Source organism: Maridesulfovibrio sp. (assembly GCF_963676065.1).
Classification (GTDB): Bacteria; Desulfobacterota; Desulfovibrionia; order Desulfovibrionales; family Desulfovibrionaceae; genus Maridesulfovibrio.
This window is the reverse complement of sequence record NZ_OY780933.1, coordinates 3,342,680-3,360,725: the sequence shown is the minus strand read 5'-3', so window position 1 is coordinate 3,360,725 and position 18,046 is coordinate 3,342,680. Positions and strand designations below refer to the sequence as shown.

At 45.7% G+C, this 18,046-nt stretch carries 7 protein-coding genes; all 7 read right to left on the bottom strand.

Annotated features, from left to right (window positions below; genetic code table 11):
- Positions 1-6 precede the first annotated feature (6 nt).
- The 7 genes from ACKU35_RS15115 to ACKU35_RS15085 all read right to left on the bottom strand — a co-directional run bounded on the left by ACKU35_RS15115 (position 7) and on the right by ACKU35_RS15085 (position 17,995).
- A complete protein-coding gene (locus ACKU35_RS15115; RefSeq protein ID WP_319760428.1) occupies positions 7-2,235 on the bottom strand; it encodes an ATP-binding cassette domain-containing protein in 2,229 nt (742 codons plus the stop codon).
- A gap of 10 nt (positions 2,236-2,245) precedes the next feature.
- Positions 2,246-3,193, bottom strand: coding sequence for a hypothetical protein (locus tag ACKU35_RS15110; RefSeq protein ID WP_319760426.1), 948 nt, complete (start codon positions 3,191-3,193; stop codon positions 2,246-2,248).
- A gap of 38 nt (positions 3,194-3,231) precedes the next feature.
- Complete coding sequence (locus tag ACKU35_RS15105; protein WP_319760424.1) at positions 3,232-11,385, bottom strand: Ig-like domain-containing protein; 8,154 nt, start codon at positions 11,383-11,385, stop codon at positions 3,232-3,234.
- A gap of 2 nt (positions 11,386-11,387) precedes the next feature.
- Positions 11,388-12,935, bottom strand: coding sequence for a TolC family protein (locus tag ACKU35_RS15100; RefSeq protein ID WP_319760421.1), 1,548 nt, complete (start codon positions 12,933-12,935; stop codon positions 11,388-11,390).
- A 32-nt stretch (positions 12,936-12,967) separates the two neighbouring features.
- Positions 12,968-14,053 carry a hypothetical protein gene (locus ACKU35_RS15095; protein ID WP_319760419.1) on the bottom strand — a complete coding sequence of 362 codons (1,086 nt, stop codon included), beginning with the start codon at positions 14,051-14,053 and terminating at the stop codon, positions 12,968-12,970.
- Between the two features lie 733 nt (positions 14,054-14,786).
- Entirely contained in the window at positions 14,787-15,755 is a 969-nt protein-coding gene (locus ACKU35_RS15090; protein ID WP_319760418.1) for a phosphatidylserine decarboxylase, read from the bottom strand.
- Positions 15,756-15,784: 29 nt separating this feature from the next.
- Positions 15,785-17,995 carry a mechanosensitive ion channel domain-containing protein gene (locus ACKU35_RS15085; RefSeq protein ID WP_319760416.1) on the bottom strand — a complete coding sequence of 737 codons (2,211 nt, stop codon included), beginning with the start codon at positions 17,993-17,995 and terminating at the stop codon, positions 15,785-15,787.
- Positions 17,996-18,046 lie beyond the last annotated feature (51 nt).

Here is an 18,046-nt window from a genome sequence, read left to right as displayed (position 1 = left end):
TTACCCCTACTTAGTCGGTGCCGGACTGGAAAGTTTTTGGATTATCTGATCACGTGGGCCGTCAGCAATAATGCGTCCCTGATCCACAACCATTATCCGGTCTACAACTTCAAGAATCTGTGGCCTGTGGGTAACTACAAAAATGGATTTATCGGCCATGGTTTCCTTAATCTGGTTGATAAGCTTTCTTTCCTGCGTGGAGTCCATGGAGCTGGTTGGCTCGTCAAGGAGCAGCAGCGGCGGAGAGCTTATCAAGGCACGTGCGACTGCGATGGCCTGCCGCTGGCCTCTGGAAAGGTTTTTACCTCCCTCTAGGATTGGCATTTTCAGCCCCAGTGGATGCATGGAAATGAATTTATCAATGCCGGAAATGGTAAGAGCCTGTTTCAGTGATTTTTGGGTGGCGGTACGTGAGCCCATAAGCAGGTTCAGTTCAAGTGTGCCATGAAAGAGTACCGGAGATTGTGGAACAACGCCCACAAATTCACGCACTTTTTCAATATTCAGGTGGGCCATATTATGCCCGTCAAGCATAATCAGCCCTTCATTTGGGTCGGCTAAACCGGATAGCAGTTTGAGCAGGGTGCTTTTACCGCTGCCCATGGGGCCGATTATACCGACTTTTTCCCCCGGTTTGGTTTCAAAGGATACATTTTCTAGAGCGTAGGGGGATGCTGGCTGATAACGGAAGGAGACACTGTCGAAACGGACCCCGCCACCAAGTTGCTGTATTTTGAATTGGCGCGTTTCGGTGCTTTCTTTGTCCAGTGTCAGAATTTGACGCAGGTCCTTATACGAGCGACGCGCGAAAAGATAGGATGTTATCAAATTAGATACGCTGGCGGAGACAGCGATACAGCGACCGGAAAGAACCATGGTTGCGAGTAGTCCGCCGCTGCTCATGTGCCCGCTTTTGATCAGGAAAAACGCAACAATTAACAGACCTGCAGAATTAAGCTGTCCCAGAAATCCGGTTGTCATGGAGCAGCGGGATTGGGCCAGACGGTACTGAGAGGCCATTTCTCCTGATTTTTCGATCTCCGAAGCCCAGCGTGAAACAAAGAGTCTTGCTGCATTGGTAATTTTAATAGACTCAACACCATTAAAAATTTCATTTAAAAACGATGTCTTGCGCGATTGCAATTTACTCTGGGCGGATACGTTGGCATCAATATAAAATCCGTAGACTATAGCCACAATAAGCACAAGAAATGAGGTGACAGCCGGAACAATAAAAAGCATTCCGCTGTTCAGGTAGATGATGAACAGGAAGAAAAATAAAAAGAAAAAATCAATTGATCCGACCACAAGCTGGGTAGTGAAGAGAGATTTAATGCGTGAAAATTCCTGTACAGCGTGAGTCATGTGCCCGGCTGAAACAGGTAATCTCGAATATGTTGTATCCAGAAAAAGTGATAATAATTGTGGCTCTGCATCCTGTTCTACGCGCAGGGCCGCTTTTTCCACAAGGGAGGTCCGCACGTTTTTGAGAATATAGTCAAAGGCCAACACGAGAATTGCTCCGGTAACAAGAACCCGCAGTGAATTTTCTGCAAGGTTGGGCAGAATTCGGTCATAAAAAATACCCATCAACAGCGGTATGACAAGCGTGAAGCAATGGATGAGTACGGTGGCCATAATCACTTGTGAATACATGGGCCACATTTTGCCTATTTGTCCCAAGAACCAGTGTAAACTTAAAAAAGGAATCCTATCTGTCTCAAAGATAGGCTTAAGACAGCAGGACCAATCTTTGAATTCGGAAAATTCAGATTTTCTATTGCGGATGATTTCCTGCTTTCCGTTCCAAAGGGTCAGCCTTCTTCCCACTTTTTCTTCCAGCAGTGCAAAACTGCCGTCTGTGTATTGCACGATGAGCGGCAGCATATCTTCATCTATCTTATAGGGAAGAGGTTTGATGGTCGATTCCATTCCCATGTTATCCGCCTGAAGGCGCAAGTATTCACTTATGGGAGATGAACTGCCAAGTTGCAGGGAGCTGCCGGTCACAACTATCCCGTATTTGTCTGCAATTTTTTTTAAACAGGAGGTTATCGAGGCTCCCTTTTCATCTTCTCCGGGATTGAAAAGTCCTATGTTTTCATCAGGATCAAAGTTATTGTTCTTGGAATCGTTATTATCCTGCTCGCGAGTTGTTTGAGTCTCGATGGTGTCTGTTTTTACCTTATTTTCAGGTTCCTTCGGGGTGACAGGCGTTTTTTTTGCTGTATTCAAGTCTGCCCCCTTAATTTGTAACGGAAATATTTAAATCCGAATTATTAGTCGTTTTTTTGAAGTTGTCTGCAATGCTGACAACAACCTGATTAGTTCCGGGCACACCGTCATTTAATGCACGAAATTTGATTTTGCTTTTGGGAATGCGCGCAGTGGTGTTTATATACTTGATCAGCCCATAAAGTCGCTTGAATGAAACCGAGTTTGCCATGCTGGAAGAAACTCCTTCATGGTTCAGGGTCGCGGTCAGGGTTAAGCCTTTCTGCATGATCAGAGATTCATTATTCCTAATCCATGCCAGCAGTTCAGATTCAGTTTTTTCTTCGAGAGTGCTGGTCAGTTTATTGTAAAGTATTATTACCCGGTGCTTGTTACTCATTCCTTTAACAAGCTTGGTCACAAACGGAGGAGGAGTGTATTCTTCTTCGGTTTGTACTGTTTTTTCCTCTGCTCCGGCGGCTTCAAGCCTTTTAATTTTTTCAAGGGCGGCCTGAAGTTTCGCTTCCAGATTTGAATCGTTTTTGGTTATTTCTTTTTGTTTTTCTTCTTTTAATTTTTGAAGTTCCACATGAGCATTCCATGCAGCGCTTTCCGCAAGGGCTACCCGTTTCTGGAGCATCTCTTTTTCACGTTCAAATTCTTTGATGTCAAAACGCTTCGGCGGGGGAGTGGTGACAAGGTCTTCTTTGCCCAGTACTGCGCTCTGGGTCATTGTTTGGGCCAGTTTGTCCATGGAAGAAGGTTTTTCCATAAAAGAAAGATCCTGCGCCGCTGCGACCCTGGTCTCCACCTGTTCGGTGGATGTGGCGGCTCCGGGGTTTACTTCCTTAAGCGCAACAATGTATGAGAGCGTTCCGGTAACCAGTACCATGAGCAGAGTGAAGAACACCATCATCATAAGCACGGTAGAGAGCGCATCAACAAAACCCGGCCACGGTGGGCCGCTATCAGCAGACATCTATATTAATTCCTTGTAAAGCTATTTTATTTAAACTGTTATGCAATGTTAAATACAATGTGATCCTGATGGATTTCGGTATTCACTACAACGCTCGTGTCGGAGGTTGTATCAGGCGTATCACCGCCGTTTCCGTCATGGGCGCCGTTAAAATCTTGCTGGGTATCGGTATCCGTATTGGTAAATATTTCGTCTCCGGCTACATCTTGCGTAAGATCTTGGAGGCTGAAGTTTATATCATTGCTATGATTATTAGCAGGGGTGTCAGTGTCAGTACTCGAGATATTCAGGTCGTAGTTGTTTGCCGTGAGATTCTGACTGAAGCTAATTGCCCAGCCGTCTTCACTATGACTTAGTTGGACACTTCCACCGTCGTATGACTGTGATTTGGTCGTGTCGGTTGTCAATGTAGCATCAAGAGAACCATCATGATTAGAGTCATAATGTAGAGTCGCTTCCCCATTTTCTCCTTCCGTAAAAGTTGCATCAATAAGATGATGCCCGTCATTATCTGATAATGACAGTGACACTTTATCAACATGATCGTCTGAACCGAGATTTTCACTGTAATTCAGGTCGGTGTGGTCGAGGTCAATGTATTGGGAATGCGATTCATTGCCTGCCGCACCGGTGACTTTTACCTCAGCATATTCAAATTCATGATTATCGTTCCTCAATGAGATTTGAATGTCATCGCCATCGGCAATGTCACCCGTGGAGGAAAGTACAGAATGTCCTGTATCGATATCATGTTTAATAACTTCGTAGCCGAAGGTGGTGTTAGCAGTTTCAGAATCCCCTACACCTATATAATCTGACTGGTTAAGAGTTACATAGTTTTCCGTTGTACCGTCAGGGTTTTCAAAAATGCGCTCCGTCATTTGCAGGTCGGTTGTGTGCAATGTAGTGTTATCAACTGTGAAATCAACGTGCTGTGCGGTGGGATCGTTTGTATCTGTTATATTTCCGGCCAGATCAACTGCCTGTATGGTCACGGAATAGTCACCGTTTTCAAGCGGATGCCCGTTATCCACAACGTCAAAGTGGTATTCACCGGTTTCACCGACATAGACATTGGCAAAGTGATGATTCTCCGAGTTGTCAGCAGTGGAATCATACGTCCATGTGTCACCGCCGTGTTCAACGGTGATTAAATAGGCGAGATCTGTATAGTCTATGTTGGCGTCACTATGGTCAGCAATTCTGTCTTCGGTCAGGGTTCCCTTGAACGTGAATGAATCACCGCTGGTCAGTATATAGGCTTCGGTATTGGTTCCCCGGTCAGAAGCAGAATCAATCTTTATTGTCGTTGTGGGGGCCTCAGTATCAACAATAAACCGAAGATCAACTTCAGTTGTGCTTTTGTTGCCTACATGGTCATAAAATTCCAGCGAATAATTATATTCACCATCGGTGATGTTAGTGATCTCACTGTTCGTCAGGTCAAGACGGCATTCACCGTTCGCACTAACATCATTTTCGGCAATTGTCTTACCGCTTGCATCAACAAGTCTGACATGTGTTGTTCCATCCCCAGTATCCACAACCAGATCCGTTGTGTCATTATTGGTATGAACGGTGAAAATTCTTTTGCTTAAATTGCCTTCAGAATCTTTTTCATCAACAATTTCTGCAGACTTTGTTTCAAGCGGATGACCTGTCTCTGTTTCATTGTGATAGGTAAAAGATATTCCCTCTGCCGGGTCAGGGGGGACGCTGTCTACTACCACTGTGTAATCGGTAGTATTAGAGTTCCCCGCTTCATCAACGGTGACCAGCTTGTAATAATGTTCGCCGTCATTCAATGATTGCGTAGATGGTACTATGGTAGTTGTTCCGTCTGATCCCAGATAGTTGGCATCGATCCTTACGTATGTGGGATTATCCGGATCGCCGGACTCGTTGTAGTACAGCACATATGCTGCTCCTGCCTCACCACTGAGTTTGAGTTCCGGGGTATCATCCCGCGTGTAGAATATGTTGCCTTCTCCTCCGTGCCCCGGTGAACTTTCCTGAACAACCGATATTTCTGCATTTTTAGAGAGTCCGCTGTCTACATCGATAGATCGCTCATCACTGCTCTTGAAGTTGCCGGCAGTATCTGTTGCAGTAACGGTTATTGAATGACTTCCATCTGAAAGTGGGGTGTCCAAAGTGTAAGACCATGCTCCTGTACTGTCGGCATGTGTCGTATAAACATCAGATGTTCCGTCGATAGCAATACTGATTAATGCGTTGGCTTCAGCGTTACCCTGCAGTGTGGGGGTGCTGTCGTTGGTTAATTTATCACTTTTGAAGAGTTCTTTAGACGCATCATCACCCGGCAGATCATCATAAACATCTATATTTTTATCGTCAGCGCCAGGAATAATAATTTCGCCTTTGGCAAAAGAAGTATCGCTGATTGAGGATAAGTCTACATCCGGTTTGACTGTTGTAGTGTCCAGATGAAGAACTTTATCATCAATTACGTTGGTCGTGATGTTTCCTGCGATATCCTTTCCGGTTACGCTTATCTGGTACTGGCCGTCGCTCAGCAGAGTTTTTAATTCTGCTGTTTTGTAGGAACCGTCGCTTTTTATGTTTTCAGCCTTTACAAAATAGCTTTGGCTGACTCCTACATAGTAGTCCTTGCCGCCAATGGTGGTTACTTCTCCAGTGTAATCAACCTGATTTCCGGCATCGTCTATGTAATGCCCGTCTGTCAGTTCGTATACTTTTGTAGCTGTTAATTCAACGGTACTACCTGGTTCGACTTTACCTTCGATTGTTGAATCTGATGTGATCCAGTCGCCATTGATTCCTGTATCATTGGTCAGTGTGACTTCCGGTGGCGGAGTTGAGTTGTCTACGGTCAGTTTAAAAACATCTGATTTAGTTCCGTCAACGACAACGTAGTATTCATGAGTGTCACTGTCAGTGGGGTTGCTTTCTAAAGTATAGCTCCACGCTCCGTCTTCTTCCGCTTTTACGGTAGCGAACGCTTCGCTATCGCCATCCCTGTATATTGCTACTTCATGATAAGCGATAGCGTGTCCTGTAAGAGTCAGTTTGGGGGCATCCTCCGGGGTCGGGTTGTCGGGAGCATCGTCCTGAATTTCCGCAAGGACTTGCAGGCTTGTTCTGCCGTCACCTTTTACGCCGGTATCATCTTCCTCGGCCAGTCCTATCGTGGGAGTCTTGTATGTGCTCTGGTCTATAGTAAATTTGATCGTGTCGGAGCTTTCGTTTCCGGCTTCGTCGACACTGGTTATGGTTGCGGTATAATTGCCACCATGAAGGTAGGTGTCATTACCGTCTCTATCGTAATGATATTCCCACGTTCCGTCGTTATCCGTGTCTATGGCTCTGGCATCCAGTGTGCGTGTATAGTCGCCTTTTTCATTGGATATCGTTATTGTCGTCTTTACGTTTTCTTCTAGTGTATAACTACCTGCAATACGCGGTGAAAGGTCCGTAATCGGAGTAGTTACATTTCCGTTCGCATCTTCGGCATAAGGGTTATGATCGTCATCGGTAATATCAATTTTAGGCGGATCAGGCAGGGTTGTATCCAACTGGATATCCATGGATTCCGCTTCAACGTTACCGGCCTGATCTTCGGAAATAACTATTACCTTATAATAACCGTCTGCGGTAAGCTCGGGATTGGCTATCCATGTTCCGTCGGGGTTAACAATTACCTCTTTGCCTAACTGGGCTTCATTGGCAGCTATGAAAGTCCGCAGCGACTCATCTGTCATATTCGCGAAATTAAAATTATCAGAATATGATTCAAGTGCAGCTTTTGAGTCGAAACTCATAACCATCATACGGGCCTTACTGTTCTTTTCAGCAATTCCGGAGAGTTCAGGAGTTTCGTCGTTAGTGAGAATTATGTCATTAATATCGATGTCTGACGTACCCGTGTCGGACTCGGGGGCCATTTCCATGGTAAATTCATTGTGGTCGTAGTGATTATCAATGACTACTGTTTTGACAACTTCAGTTGCATTTCCGTACTGGTCCGCGGTGATGAAGGTGAATGTATATTCACCGTCAGCCAGATCACCAAGTTGTGTGACGATCGCTTCGGCTGTGTCGGAGGTATTGCCCGTGTATGCAGGATTATACGTAAAGTCCGGATCACCTGCTTTTGTGACTGTTACATCAAGTGTTGTTCCTACTGATTTTTTTACAGTAAAGTCTGGGGCTGCATCTCTGGTGACCCAGTCGTTAGCAGTGTCTATACCATCATAAAAATAAGCGGTAGTGTCTGAAGTCATGGACACTTCCGGAGCATCCGGAGCGGAGGAAATAATCAGGCTTGGCTCAAGATCGACTGATGTGCTGTTGCCGGTAATATCGGTAAATTCAGCTGTTACCGTGTAAGTTCCGTCCGGGAGGTTGTGATCCTGCGGTACGTCTATGTTCCAACTGCCGTCAGCAAGAGCCTGTTTGCTGGTGCTGTAGTAGGTAATTTCGTTACCGTCACCGTCCGTACTGTGGACGGTAAGCTTTACCAAGGCTGATTTTTCGGTCAGCCCTTCAAAAGTCGGAGTATGGTCGTCAGTCGCGTTATCAGTGGAAAAACCTGAATTTGATCCTGATGCCAATCTGATGCTGCTGGTATCAACTTCCGTGTCGATGACCAGTTCTTTTTCAACTGTTGTGCTGTTGCCGGCCAGATCAGTGGCAGTGATTACAACGTTATTGCTGCCGTGATTAATCTGGGCGTCCGGGATGTTGAAAGTAATTTTACCCGCTTTGGCTTCCGCATCAGTAACTACGTGTTCAATTTCCGTATTATCGTTGATTTTTACGGTGATGGTCGCGCCTTCGTTCGAGGTGACTTCAACACTCAGGTCATTGGTTACACTGGTAATCCAGTCTCCGGTATATTCTTCGCTGCGTCCGGTATCCTGATTTTCGCCGAGGTCGGCAATTATCTCAGGGGGGCTACGGTCAATGTGAACGTCCATTGTTTCGGTTGCATCAGCAGGAACCGTTGTGATATTTCCGGCGGCATCTTCGATTTCAATTTTAAAGGAATAATCTTTTGCTTCAATGTAGGTATCTTCGCTGCCCTCATCACCCAGCTTAAAAGACCAAGTGTATTCACCGTCGGCACTGATTTCTACAGTTGCGGTGCCGATTTCAGATCCTCCGTCGTATACCCGCACAACCGGTGACGCGATATCAATATCGGTATCGATGAGGTCGGTGAATGAACCGCTCAGTTCGAGAGCCTTAGCGCTGGAATATGCGTCATCCGCACAGTCTACAGTGGTTCCCCCGTCTTCAGACATCACAGCTGTGACGGTTATTCCGTTAGTATCGACCGGGTCCGAATCATCGAGGACCATGGTATAGACGTCAGAAGTAGCGGTGTTTCCGGCTTCGTCCGTAGCAACGGTAACGAATTTCAGTTCGGTGGCAGTGTCGTCGTAATTCTCGGCGTTAAAGGTAACAACATCACCGTTTACCACATCACCGCCGGTTTCAATCTTTATGCCGTAGATGTGATGTTCTGCATCAATCAGTACTATATTGCTATAGCCGGAGTCCTGCTCGACAACCTGATAAATCTCAAGTTTCGCATCGTCATCCGCGCTGACTTTCAGATTGATTTTGTGGTTTTCTACCTTAGTACCGTTGTCGTCCTCTGTGATAAAATCGGTAATATTATCACCTTTGGTAGAGGTATCGGTAGATGCATCCAGCGTTATATCCGGCTTGCCGGTACCCTGATCCGAGGTAAAGGTCATGAGATCAGATTTGGTGACATTCCCGGCTGCGTCTTCTACAGTCGCATAGTAGGAATAGTTGTGCTCGTGCTCCACGTCATGTTTTACATACGACCATTTAAAATTGTCGCCGGAGGCATCCACCTTGATAAGGTCGGGATTTTCCGCGCTGTTGGCGATTTCGTTCCCGTCCTTGTCATAAATAGTGACAATGACATCATTCTTGCCCTCGGTGATAATTCCGCTGACTGTAACATCTTTACCAGTTACGGAAGTAGAAAAACCTTCTGCTGTTTCTTTAGTTTCAAGGGCATTCTCCACATAAATAGTGGATTCAACGGGTGCCTCGTTATCCACGGTGACGGTCAGCTCGGCGTGTTCGATGTTTCCGGCAGCATCAGTTATCTCAGCGCGGAAGTAGATTGTCTCTGCGCCGTTGGTGCCGATGCTGTTGGCATCATAAGAATATGTCCAGTCGCCGTCAGGGTCTGCTTCAATAGGGGTAGCGTTGACGGGGACAGGGGTATCGGTTTTGCTGCCGTTTTCGTCTATGTAATCGCCGTCCGCGTCAACTCGATAAAGATTTACGAGCCCCTGATTACCGGCATGCTCTCCATTTAAGATTAACATCCCTTTACCTTCGGAATGTCCTTCCTCTGTGCCGTGGGTGTAGTTGTCCGCTTTAGGATCATCGCCGACTCTGCTGAGGGCGTGGTTGCTGTCTTCAGAGTCACTGGCAGAATCAAGGTCAATCGTCAGGCCGTTGTCCGGCGCTTCGCGGTCAATTGTGACAACAAGGTCGGAACCGGGGGTGTTCGTGTTGCCGGCCATATCCGTGGCTTTGACCATGAACTTGTAGTCAGCGTTGTCCGGTATTATATCGCTGTCTACTGTATATTTCCATGTTCCGCTGTCTTCATCAAATACAGCATCGCCCAATTCTTGTGTCTTTCCGCCATCCAGCACCAGCATGACTGTCACTTCTCTGGCTTCAGTGCTGATATGTTTAATGGTCAAATCGAGCGTATCGGAATTGGTGATGGTGTCTTCATTATTAGGGTCAACACCGATGCCTCTGCTGTTCGTGGTGTCATCAAGAGTAATTTCAGCACTGGTTTCAAAACTGGTTTTGATTACAACGTTCTGAATTTCAGCGTTTGCGGTGAGTGCGTTACCGGCATCATCTTCCCCGGTAATAGTGAAGGTATACTCGCCGTCAGCAAGGCCTTTCCCGTCCGCATTTTCAGGGATGCGGATACTCCAGTTGCCGCTGCTGTTTACCGTGACTTGTTCCAGTGTCCCGCTAACCGAGCCGTCTTTGTTTGAGTAGCTTATGTGAAGGATGGTATCTTTTTCACCGGTTCCTTCAAGCAGAGGACGATCATCGTTGGTGTAATATTTACCGTTTTCTTCGGAATTATAAGTTACACCGGATTCTCCCAAAGTCGGATCAGTGGTATCAACTTCCACTTTTACAGTGCTGGATTTTGCGGGATTTTCAGAGGTGCTGTCCGCCAATTGGGCGTAAAATTCGTGCACGACTGATCCAAGGCCTTTCGATTCTCCCGAATCTGCATTGCTTATATCTATAGAATAATCGCCATCTTCATTCGCTGTCGCTTCGCCGATTTTTTCGCCGTTCATGTAAATGTCCAGCTTGGTGTCCGGGTCGGCGGTTCCTACGAGTTTAAAATTTGTGTGGTTGGTAATTCCGTCTTTAACGAAATCAGAAGTGTTATCGCTTGGATCTTTCCGAATACCGGACTCGGAGTCCTGCGAAAGCTCGATAGTTATATTGCCGCTGTTGTTGTTTGCGTCAGAAGCGTGGTTGGTTGGATCTGTTGGATCATCCTTATTTGGGTCTTCCTTATTTGGATCATCCTTATTTGGGTCATCCTTCTCATCTGGTTGATCAATATCCTCAGATTGAAGCTTTTCACCGGCTTGTCCGCTTACGTCACTGGAGAGGCTCTCCTGCTTGGAAAATTTTTGAATGTCGTCGAACATGCGCTGCTGGCTTTTGAGAATATCATCAGTTGGGTCGGTCATAAGCGCAGCCTGCGCCGTCTGGATAGGGTCCTGCTGTTCCCCGGCCAGATTGCTTTCATCGGAGTTGCCTTCTTCCTCGTCTGAAGGGGTGGAGTCCTCTGAATTGGCTTTCCACTCTGGAGCTTCTTCATCCAGCTTGTCCATGTCCAGCATTTCCGAGCGGTTGAAGATATCCTTGGATTCCAAGTTTTCTCCATCGCTGAACTTCATGTCTACCTGGCCGTCCAAGCTCATGATGTTACCGACAAAGAGAAAAACCTGTTCTTCGTGGGTCTCTTTATTTACAAGAACTAAGTCTGCGCCTTTGAGAACGTAATCATAATCGTTAGGGGAGCCCTGAACGCTATAGACTGTAGATGGAGATACTTTCTGCGCTTCAGATCTAGCTGATGGAGTGAGTTCCTGTGCTTTAGCCATAACTATTCACCTGTAGCAGAGTTAAAGGCACTGCTGGGTTCAAATGGGGTTTCTTCAAGGGGTAGCCCCAAGACTTCGGGGAGGCGTCCCTGTTCTAGAAAAATATTCAGCGCAGCTCTGATTCTTGCAAAGCGTGCGTTTACTTCGCGCACCGCGGCACTGGTCTGGCCTTCTCTTGCTGTAATGAGGTCCAGCAGAGTGCGGATGCCGAGATCAAATTCACTAAGATAGAGACTCATGAGGTTGATACTCGCATCATACGCTTCGCGGGCCAGTTTAAATTCTTTTGCTGAAGATTTGTACGCATTGAAGGCATCGGAAAGGATATTCTGAACCTCAAGCTCAGTTGCTTCTTTTGTTGCGACAAGCCTTTTCAGTACAGCTTCTTCTTTCTTTACATTTTCATCAGTTGCGAAACCGTGAAACAGGTTCCAGTTAAGGGTTAACTGGCCGTCCAGTGAATTTTTGTAACCGTCAACTTTTTCAAAAGTACTTTTTGCCTGCAAACGGTATCCGAATGCTGGGTAGTAGTCTGATTCAATTGTCGAAACAGCTCTCTTCTGTGATTCTATTTCAGCATCGTAAGCTTTAAGATTGACGTTATGATTCTTGGCAACTTCGTATGCTCCTTCGAGGGTATCAGAAATTTCCATTTTATTCATTGGAATCTCTGTATCCACTTCATTGACCGGTTGCTTGATGATGTTTTCAAGCATCGACCGCGCGGTTTTTAGCTGCTGTTGCTGGATCGTTACCTGTGATTGAGTTGAACGCTGTGAAACTTCGACTTTGCGTGCATCCGCTTTTGAAGAAATCCCAGCATTATAACGTTCCCAGAATGTTTTTAATAATTTATCATAAAAATTCAGGGTGTTCTTGTACACTTCCAGTGTTTCTTGCGCCTGTAGCACACTCAGGTATGCGTTTATTGTCAGGGCTGCGATATCTTCCTGAGTTCTGGCAAGGCGGTATTTTGCTCCTTGCGCCTTGAGCTTGGCGCTGTCCACACTGGAATCCAGACCTCCGAATTTATAAAATGTCTGGGTCATCTCAACTGCGGATTGGCCATAGCTGGTGGTATCGGCATCAAGGTTGTGTGAAGGACCGGCCTGTGCAGTAAGGTCAATGCGCGGCAGATACACACTGCGGGCCATGCCGTATTCAGCTTTTTTTTCCAGCAGGGAATAGCGTGAAGACGCAACCAGAGGGTGTCCGCTGATGGCCAGTTCACAAGCACGGTAAAGGGTGAGAACCGTGCTGTTGCTTTCGCCGGGGGCATACTTCTGCAGGGAAGAACCTTTTTCTCCCGGATCGTCAATTTTTATTGTTCCGGATTTGAAGTTTTCGATGTCCGTTGCGTTTTTGAATGCCTTATCTGCGTCTCCAAGGCCGGAGAGGTTCGTTTCTGCAGCTTCTGCTGAAACAGCTTTCCCGGTAGACAGGGGAGTGTCCGCCTTGGAGTTATCTGCACTGACAAGGTTGCATTGGAACATCAGCAGCGTACAAAGTGCGCAAACTTTTCCAAAATTTTTAATCATCTGCCATGTCATATTTTTACCCGACTTATATATTAACAACAGCATTAATTCTCGCTAGGCTGTTTAGTATGTATTAAGTTCATGGTTTCGATGTTTTTTTCCAGAGTAGTTACCATCTGGCGCGATTCTTTAATCAATCTTCCCGTCAGTTCGTTTCCGAGGCCGATTTCCTTGGTTGTTTCAAGAGACTGGTCCTGAACTGTATTAATGGCTTCTGCTGACCGTTGCTGGAGCAGTGTCAGTTTCAGCAGGAATTTATTTGTGTTTTCAAGGGATTCAAGCAATGCCTCATTGTTCTTATCCAGTTGAGCGGAAATGGCGGCCATCTGGCTGCCAAGGTCCTGATCTGCCGAAACTGTTCCGGGTGCACCGGATTTACTGGCGGAGTATTCTGTCTTTTCGTTGAGCCAGTTTTCAAGGCGTTGTTTCAGCTGGTCGTGCATACGGCTCAGAAGAATGGCCAGGATGCCGACAACGGCACTTCCTGCAAGACCGAATAAAGAAGTGGAGAAGGCTGTCCCCATGCCGGCCATGGGATTTTTAAGCTCGACAATCAGTTGAATCATAACCTGTAAAATAGATGTATCACTGGAATCTGCGAGCCCACCGGCAAGGGTTGATAAAATTTCTCCCATGGATTGAAGGGTCAGGGTAAGGCCGAGGAATGTTCCCATGAGCCCGAGTAAAACAAGGAATCCACCAAGGAACGAGATCAGGGAAGACCGTGAAGAAAAGTTTTGTTCCAGACTTTCTATGATGGAACGGCTGTCACTGGAGGACTTAACGATCAGAACACCGTTTTCTTTGATGGAAGATCCTATTGATGTGAGCACGTTGCCGAGCATTCCTTTGCTCAGGTCCGTGAGATCAAAGGAACTATCCTCAGGATTTTCACACCATTCTGTAAATTCTGCTAAAAGGAACATGTCTCTGCGTACTGAAAAAATGTAGCGGAATGAGATGATTACGCTTCCGGCGAAAACAGCAATAATTATTGAATTTATTATCTCCGAAGTGGCGAAAAGTTTTTGGAGGAAAGCATAACTGATGACCACACTTCCGACAACCGTGAGGAGAACTAGTAAGGATAAGGTTAAATATAATCTATATTTATTGCTGTTGTAAGCCATTTTTATTGATTCCTTCGATTCATTTTATTTGCAAAATTCTTAAGATGAAATTTTTTATCATATAAAAGAAATATATCTAAAAGAAAAGTTCTAAAAAAAGTTTATAAAAAGAAATTTATAATGTGGATTGAGGATTGTGATAAATTTAAGTCGAATTTCAGTTCGATTTTAACAGGTTTTATATCAGACTTTGCACCGGAGCGTAGAATGAGACCAAACCCATCTCCATTTCTTCTTTTGAAGCAGTGGTGATTGGGTTTCAGATATCATTTTGGGGAGATTCGTAAAAAACTCCAGATACCCTACATAGGCGGAGGTAAAAAGACGGGTCCCTAATTCTTTGTCGGTGAGATGTGTTGGGCAAGCAATTTTTTCCCGGCAATTATATAAATGAAGCCGGGCGTCAGCGGGTCTCAATTTGTATGAGAAGAAAAGCAATAGGGAGCTTAAGACTCCGAATAGACTTATAAAAATGGTTTTCACAGATTCCCTCCCCGGATCAGTGAAATATAAATCTAAAAAGGATTTGTGATTTTATTTTTTGCGACGGCATAATTGTTTTACAAATAACCATGCCTAGTAATGTTATTTTTTATAATATATCAGAGTGAAAGTGAAGTCTTTCCGGGTTGATTTTTACAAATTATGAAAAGATAAAAACATAATTGTATGTATGTTTAAATTGTTTTGGAAAAAAGGATAAAAATAAGCCCCGATTTTTTGCTTCTGAAATCTAAGTGCAGGCAGTTGCTATGCGCTCTCCCATTTTTATACTTGTTTCATACCCTTTTGCTGTATTCTGCAGGATATCTTTGTCAATTTGGTTTTTGCCTTTTTCCAAAAGCATTATGACTGTCGAGCCTCCGAATTTAAAGTATCCTTTCTCCATACCTTTTTTGATTTCACTCTCGGGGGTGTAGTTTTGGATGATAGCCCCTACCATTGTTGCTCCAACTTCGCACAGCAAAATATTTCCGGATGTTTCGGTCTTAAGCGTGCTGAATTCTCGTTTGTTTTTCCAGTATATGTCGAGCTTGTTTTTAACTGCGTAAGGAGAAACGGAATAGTACTCCCCGGAGATTTGAGTAGTGGCGGAAATATGACCGTTTGCCGGGAAATGGAAGCGGTGGTAATCGGCAGGGGCGAGCCGGAAAATCAATAACGAGCCATCACTGTATTTTGTACTTAGCTCTTTATCCTGTAGGAAATTATCCAGTGAAAACTTGCTACCTTTGACAAAGAATGAGCCTAGTTGGTCTATCCTTTCAAAGGCCATAACTTTGCCGTCAGCAGGGGAAACGATGCTTTCTGATTCATCGTCAACCGGTCTTGCTTCCGGCTTCAGTTTGCGGATGAAAAAATCGTTGAATGAAGTATAATCTTCCATCGTCCGAGTAGCTTCGTCCATGTCAATTCCCAGATTCTTTACAAAGTCGGGGATTTTGGCGCATGATTGGGGACTGTCCATTTTATGACCGTACCATGCGGATAGAAATTTGTTTTTCACAACGCTGTGCAGAGCTATTTTACCGAAAGGATTGTGATACAACCATTTGAGCCACCGCTCTCCCGGTACTTTTTCTTTACATAACGTGCTGGTTTCTCTGTCAATGTATTCTATATATTCCATACTGATCCCATGTTTATTCTGTTCATCGGGGCGTTTGATATCATTGGAATGAAGAGGCCGCAAGGTACTCATGTTGTTCCGGGAAAAAGAACGATTCCTTATTATTCGTCTTTTTCCTGCTCACTTGCCGCCAGTCCTGTTTCAGCAGCCGCCGCTGCTATGGTGGTCAATTGTTCCTTGGTCAGCACAGCATTCTCAATATTCGGGACATGTACGGTCACTTTTTTGGGTGCGAACTCAATTCCGTTCGCGGCAAAGTCTTCGCGGACTCGGCTGAAGACTTCCTTGCGCAGGGAGAACTGATCGCCGGGGCGGCAGCGGAATTTGATCCTAATAACCAGTGAGGAATCGTCAATTTCCTTTACGCCCTGAGATTTGATGGGTGTGAGGAGTAACGGCCCGAGATCTTCATCAGCCGCAATCTTTTTACCCATTTTTTTAATAATTTTACGTACTTTTTCAGGATCGACATCAAAGGGAACCCTTACTTCCAGCTTCATAGCAACCCAATCCCGACTGAAGTTGGTTACTGAACCCAGTGATCCGTATGGAATGATCTGGACCTGTCCACGGCTGTGGCGCAGGCTGATTGATCGGACGGAAATTCGCTCAACTGTTCCTTTGAGGCGCCCGGATTCCACGTAGTCACCTATTCTGAAAGCATCATCAATGAGGAAAAAGACCCCGGAAAGGACGTCTTTTACCAAAGTTTGGGCACCGAAGCCAACAGCCAGACCGAATATTCCAGCACCAGCTATGATAGGGGCGATGTTCACTCCGATAGAAGTAAGCACAATCAGCGAACTGATGGTGATGATGCTGAGGGTAAGAAATTTTTTGAGCAGGGTCAGCAGCGTGTTTTTTCGTGAACCGCCTTTACCCATTTCTGCCAGTTCATCCGCTTCTTCATCATGAGATTCAAACTGGTTGTCGATCAGTCCGCACAGGTATTCCCAGAGTAGATAGCTGAGCAGAACTGTTACGAAAATGCTCAAGGCACCTTGTGAAAGAGCGTGTCCCAGGTTAAAGGAGATCCCCCATACTTCAAATAGATAGAGCACAAGTCCGGCTCCGAGTATTGTTCTCAATCCGGAATGAATCTGGCGGATGTAGATGGGGTCTTGTGGCTTTTGGCCTGCATCCTCGGCCGGCTTATTCTTTTTAGTGATAATATTTTCGAGCGCCGCCAGCAGAGTCATATCCAGTAGGATGGCGGCAGGAACGGAGATAAGGCTCAGCAGTAATGCCCCGGCCATCTCTTTTCCCTGCAGCAGGCTGACCTGACGCATAATAATCAGAATCAAAAGATAAGCTGTCGCGGCCCGGTGCCAATTATAAGCCAGCCAGTATGCGAATGTTCCCGGTTCCGCATTGGTAGATTTCTCTAGAATGTAATTTCTGAGTTCTTTTTTATTGCGCCAGATGAGCATCAGCAACAGTACTGTGGGGATGAGAATTTCCAGCATGAAAAGTGCCGCGGTGGTCTCATCGGACATGCCCATGGTTGAGAGAGTGAGAATCATTCTTCCGGTAAGCGGGGAAAGTATCAGGGTAAGTGTCCCCCAGAATGTGATCTGCTTCGCCGCATAGCGACTGATGGGAATAAGACGGGATTCATCCGAGAGCGGCGAGAAGATAAAACGCAGGATAAGTACGCCTATTCTTGCCCGGGTGATGGGGACCAGAAAGCCGCCGGCCACAAGGGTGATGTTGTCATGTGGTGAGAACATCGCCAATATATTTATGGTAGTATAGAGAAAGACCGCAAAATAACCGAACTCGAATCCGGTCAGGATCAGGTCGTTTATAAGTCTCCTGAAAAGATTTCCTGCATGCCGGGCCTCGACTTTAGAGCGTATTTTTAAAGTTATGCGCCGGATTGCGAATTCTACCGCCAGCCCTGCACCGTAAATGAAAAGTACCGCCGCTAATATGTGAAAGAGTCTTGCTGCGCCCTGTCCTTCGGCAAGGTTATCCAGAGCTTTTTCCATTTCCTGCGGGGCGATGCGGAACCCTTCAGATACATATTTGATACCCTTATCAAGTTCGCTATATCCCGACTGGGTCATCTCGATGCTGTCACGAATAGCCTGCGGCAGGGTGAGTCTCTTTCCAGATTCATGAGCCTTTTTTAGATCTTCTTTGCTGGGAGCTAAGGCGGCTTTTTCGCCACCAGTTAGTTTGGAAAGAGCTGAGTTGGCCAAATCTGTGGTGGATTGCGCCATCACAGGGAATGCTGTCAGTAGGATCAAAAAGGTAAAAACAACGAGAATCAATCTTTGGTGGGCATGTCTTTTAAAAAGGCTTGTCATTTTTGCTTTGCGCTCCCTTATCTTGTGGTCTCATGTGTTTTTGCTGTCGAT

Bases quoted from the DNA above. Each gene is read 5' to 3' on its own strand.
- ACKU35_RS15110 (WP_319760426.1), bottom strand. From the start codon at position 3,193: ATGTCTGCTGATAGCGGCCCACCGTGGCCGGGTTTTGTTGATGCGCTC.
- ACKU35_RS15105 (WP_319760424.1), bottom strand. From the start codon at position 11,385: ATGGCTAAAGCACAGGAACTCACTCCATCAGCTAGATCTGAAGCGCAG.
- ACKU35_RS15100 (WP_319760421.1), bottom strand. From the start codon at position 12,935: ATGACATGGCAGATGATTAAAAATTTTGGAAAAGTTTGCGCACTTTGT.
- ACKU35_RS15095 (WP_319760419.1), bottom strand. From the start codon at position 14,053: ATGGCTTACAACAGCAATAAATATAGATTATATTTAACCTTATCCTTA.
- ACKU35_RS15090 (WP_319760418.1), bottom strand. From the start codon at position 15,755: ATGAGTACCTTGCGGCCTCTTCATTCCAATGATATCAAACGCCCCGAT.
- ACKU35_RS15085 (WP_319760416.1), bottom strand. From the start codon at position 17,995: ATGACAAGCCTTTTTAAAAGACATGCCCACCAAAGATTGATTCTCGTT.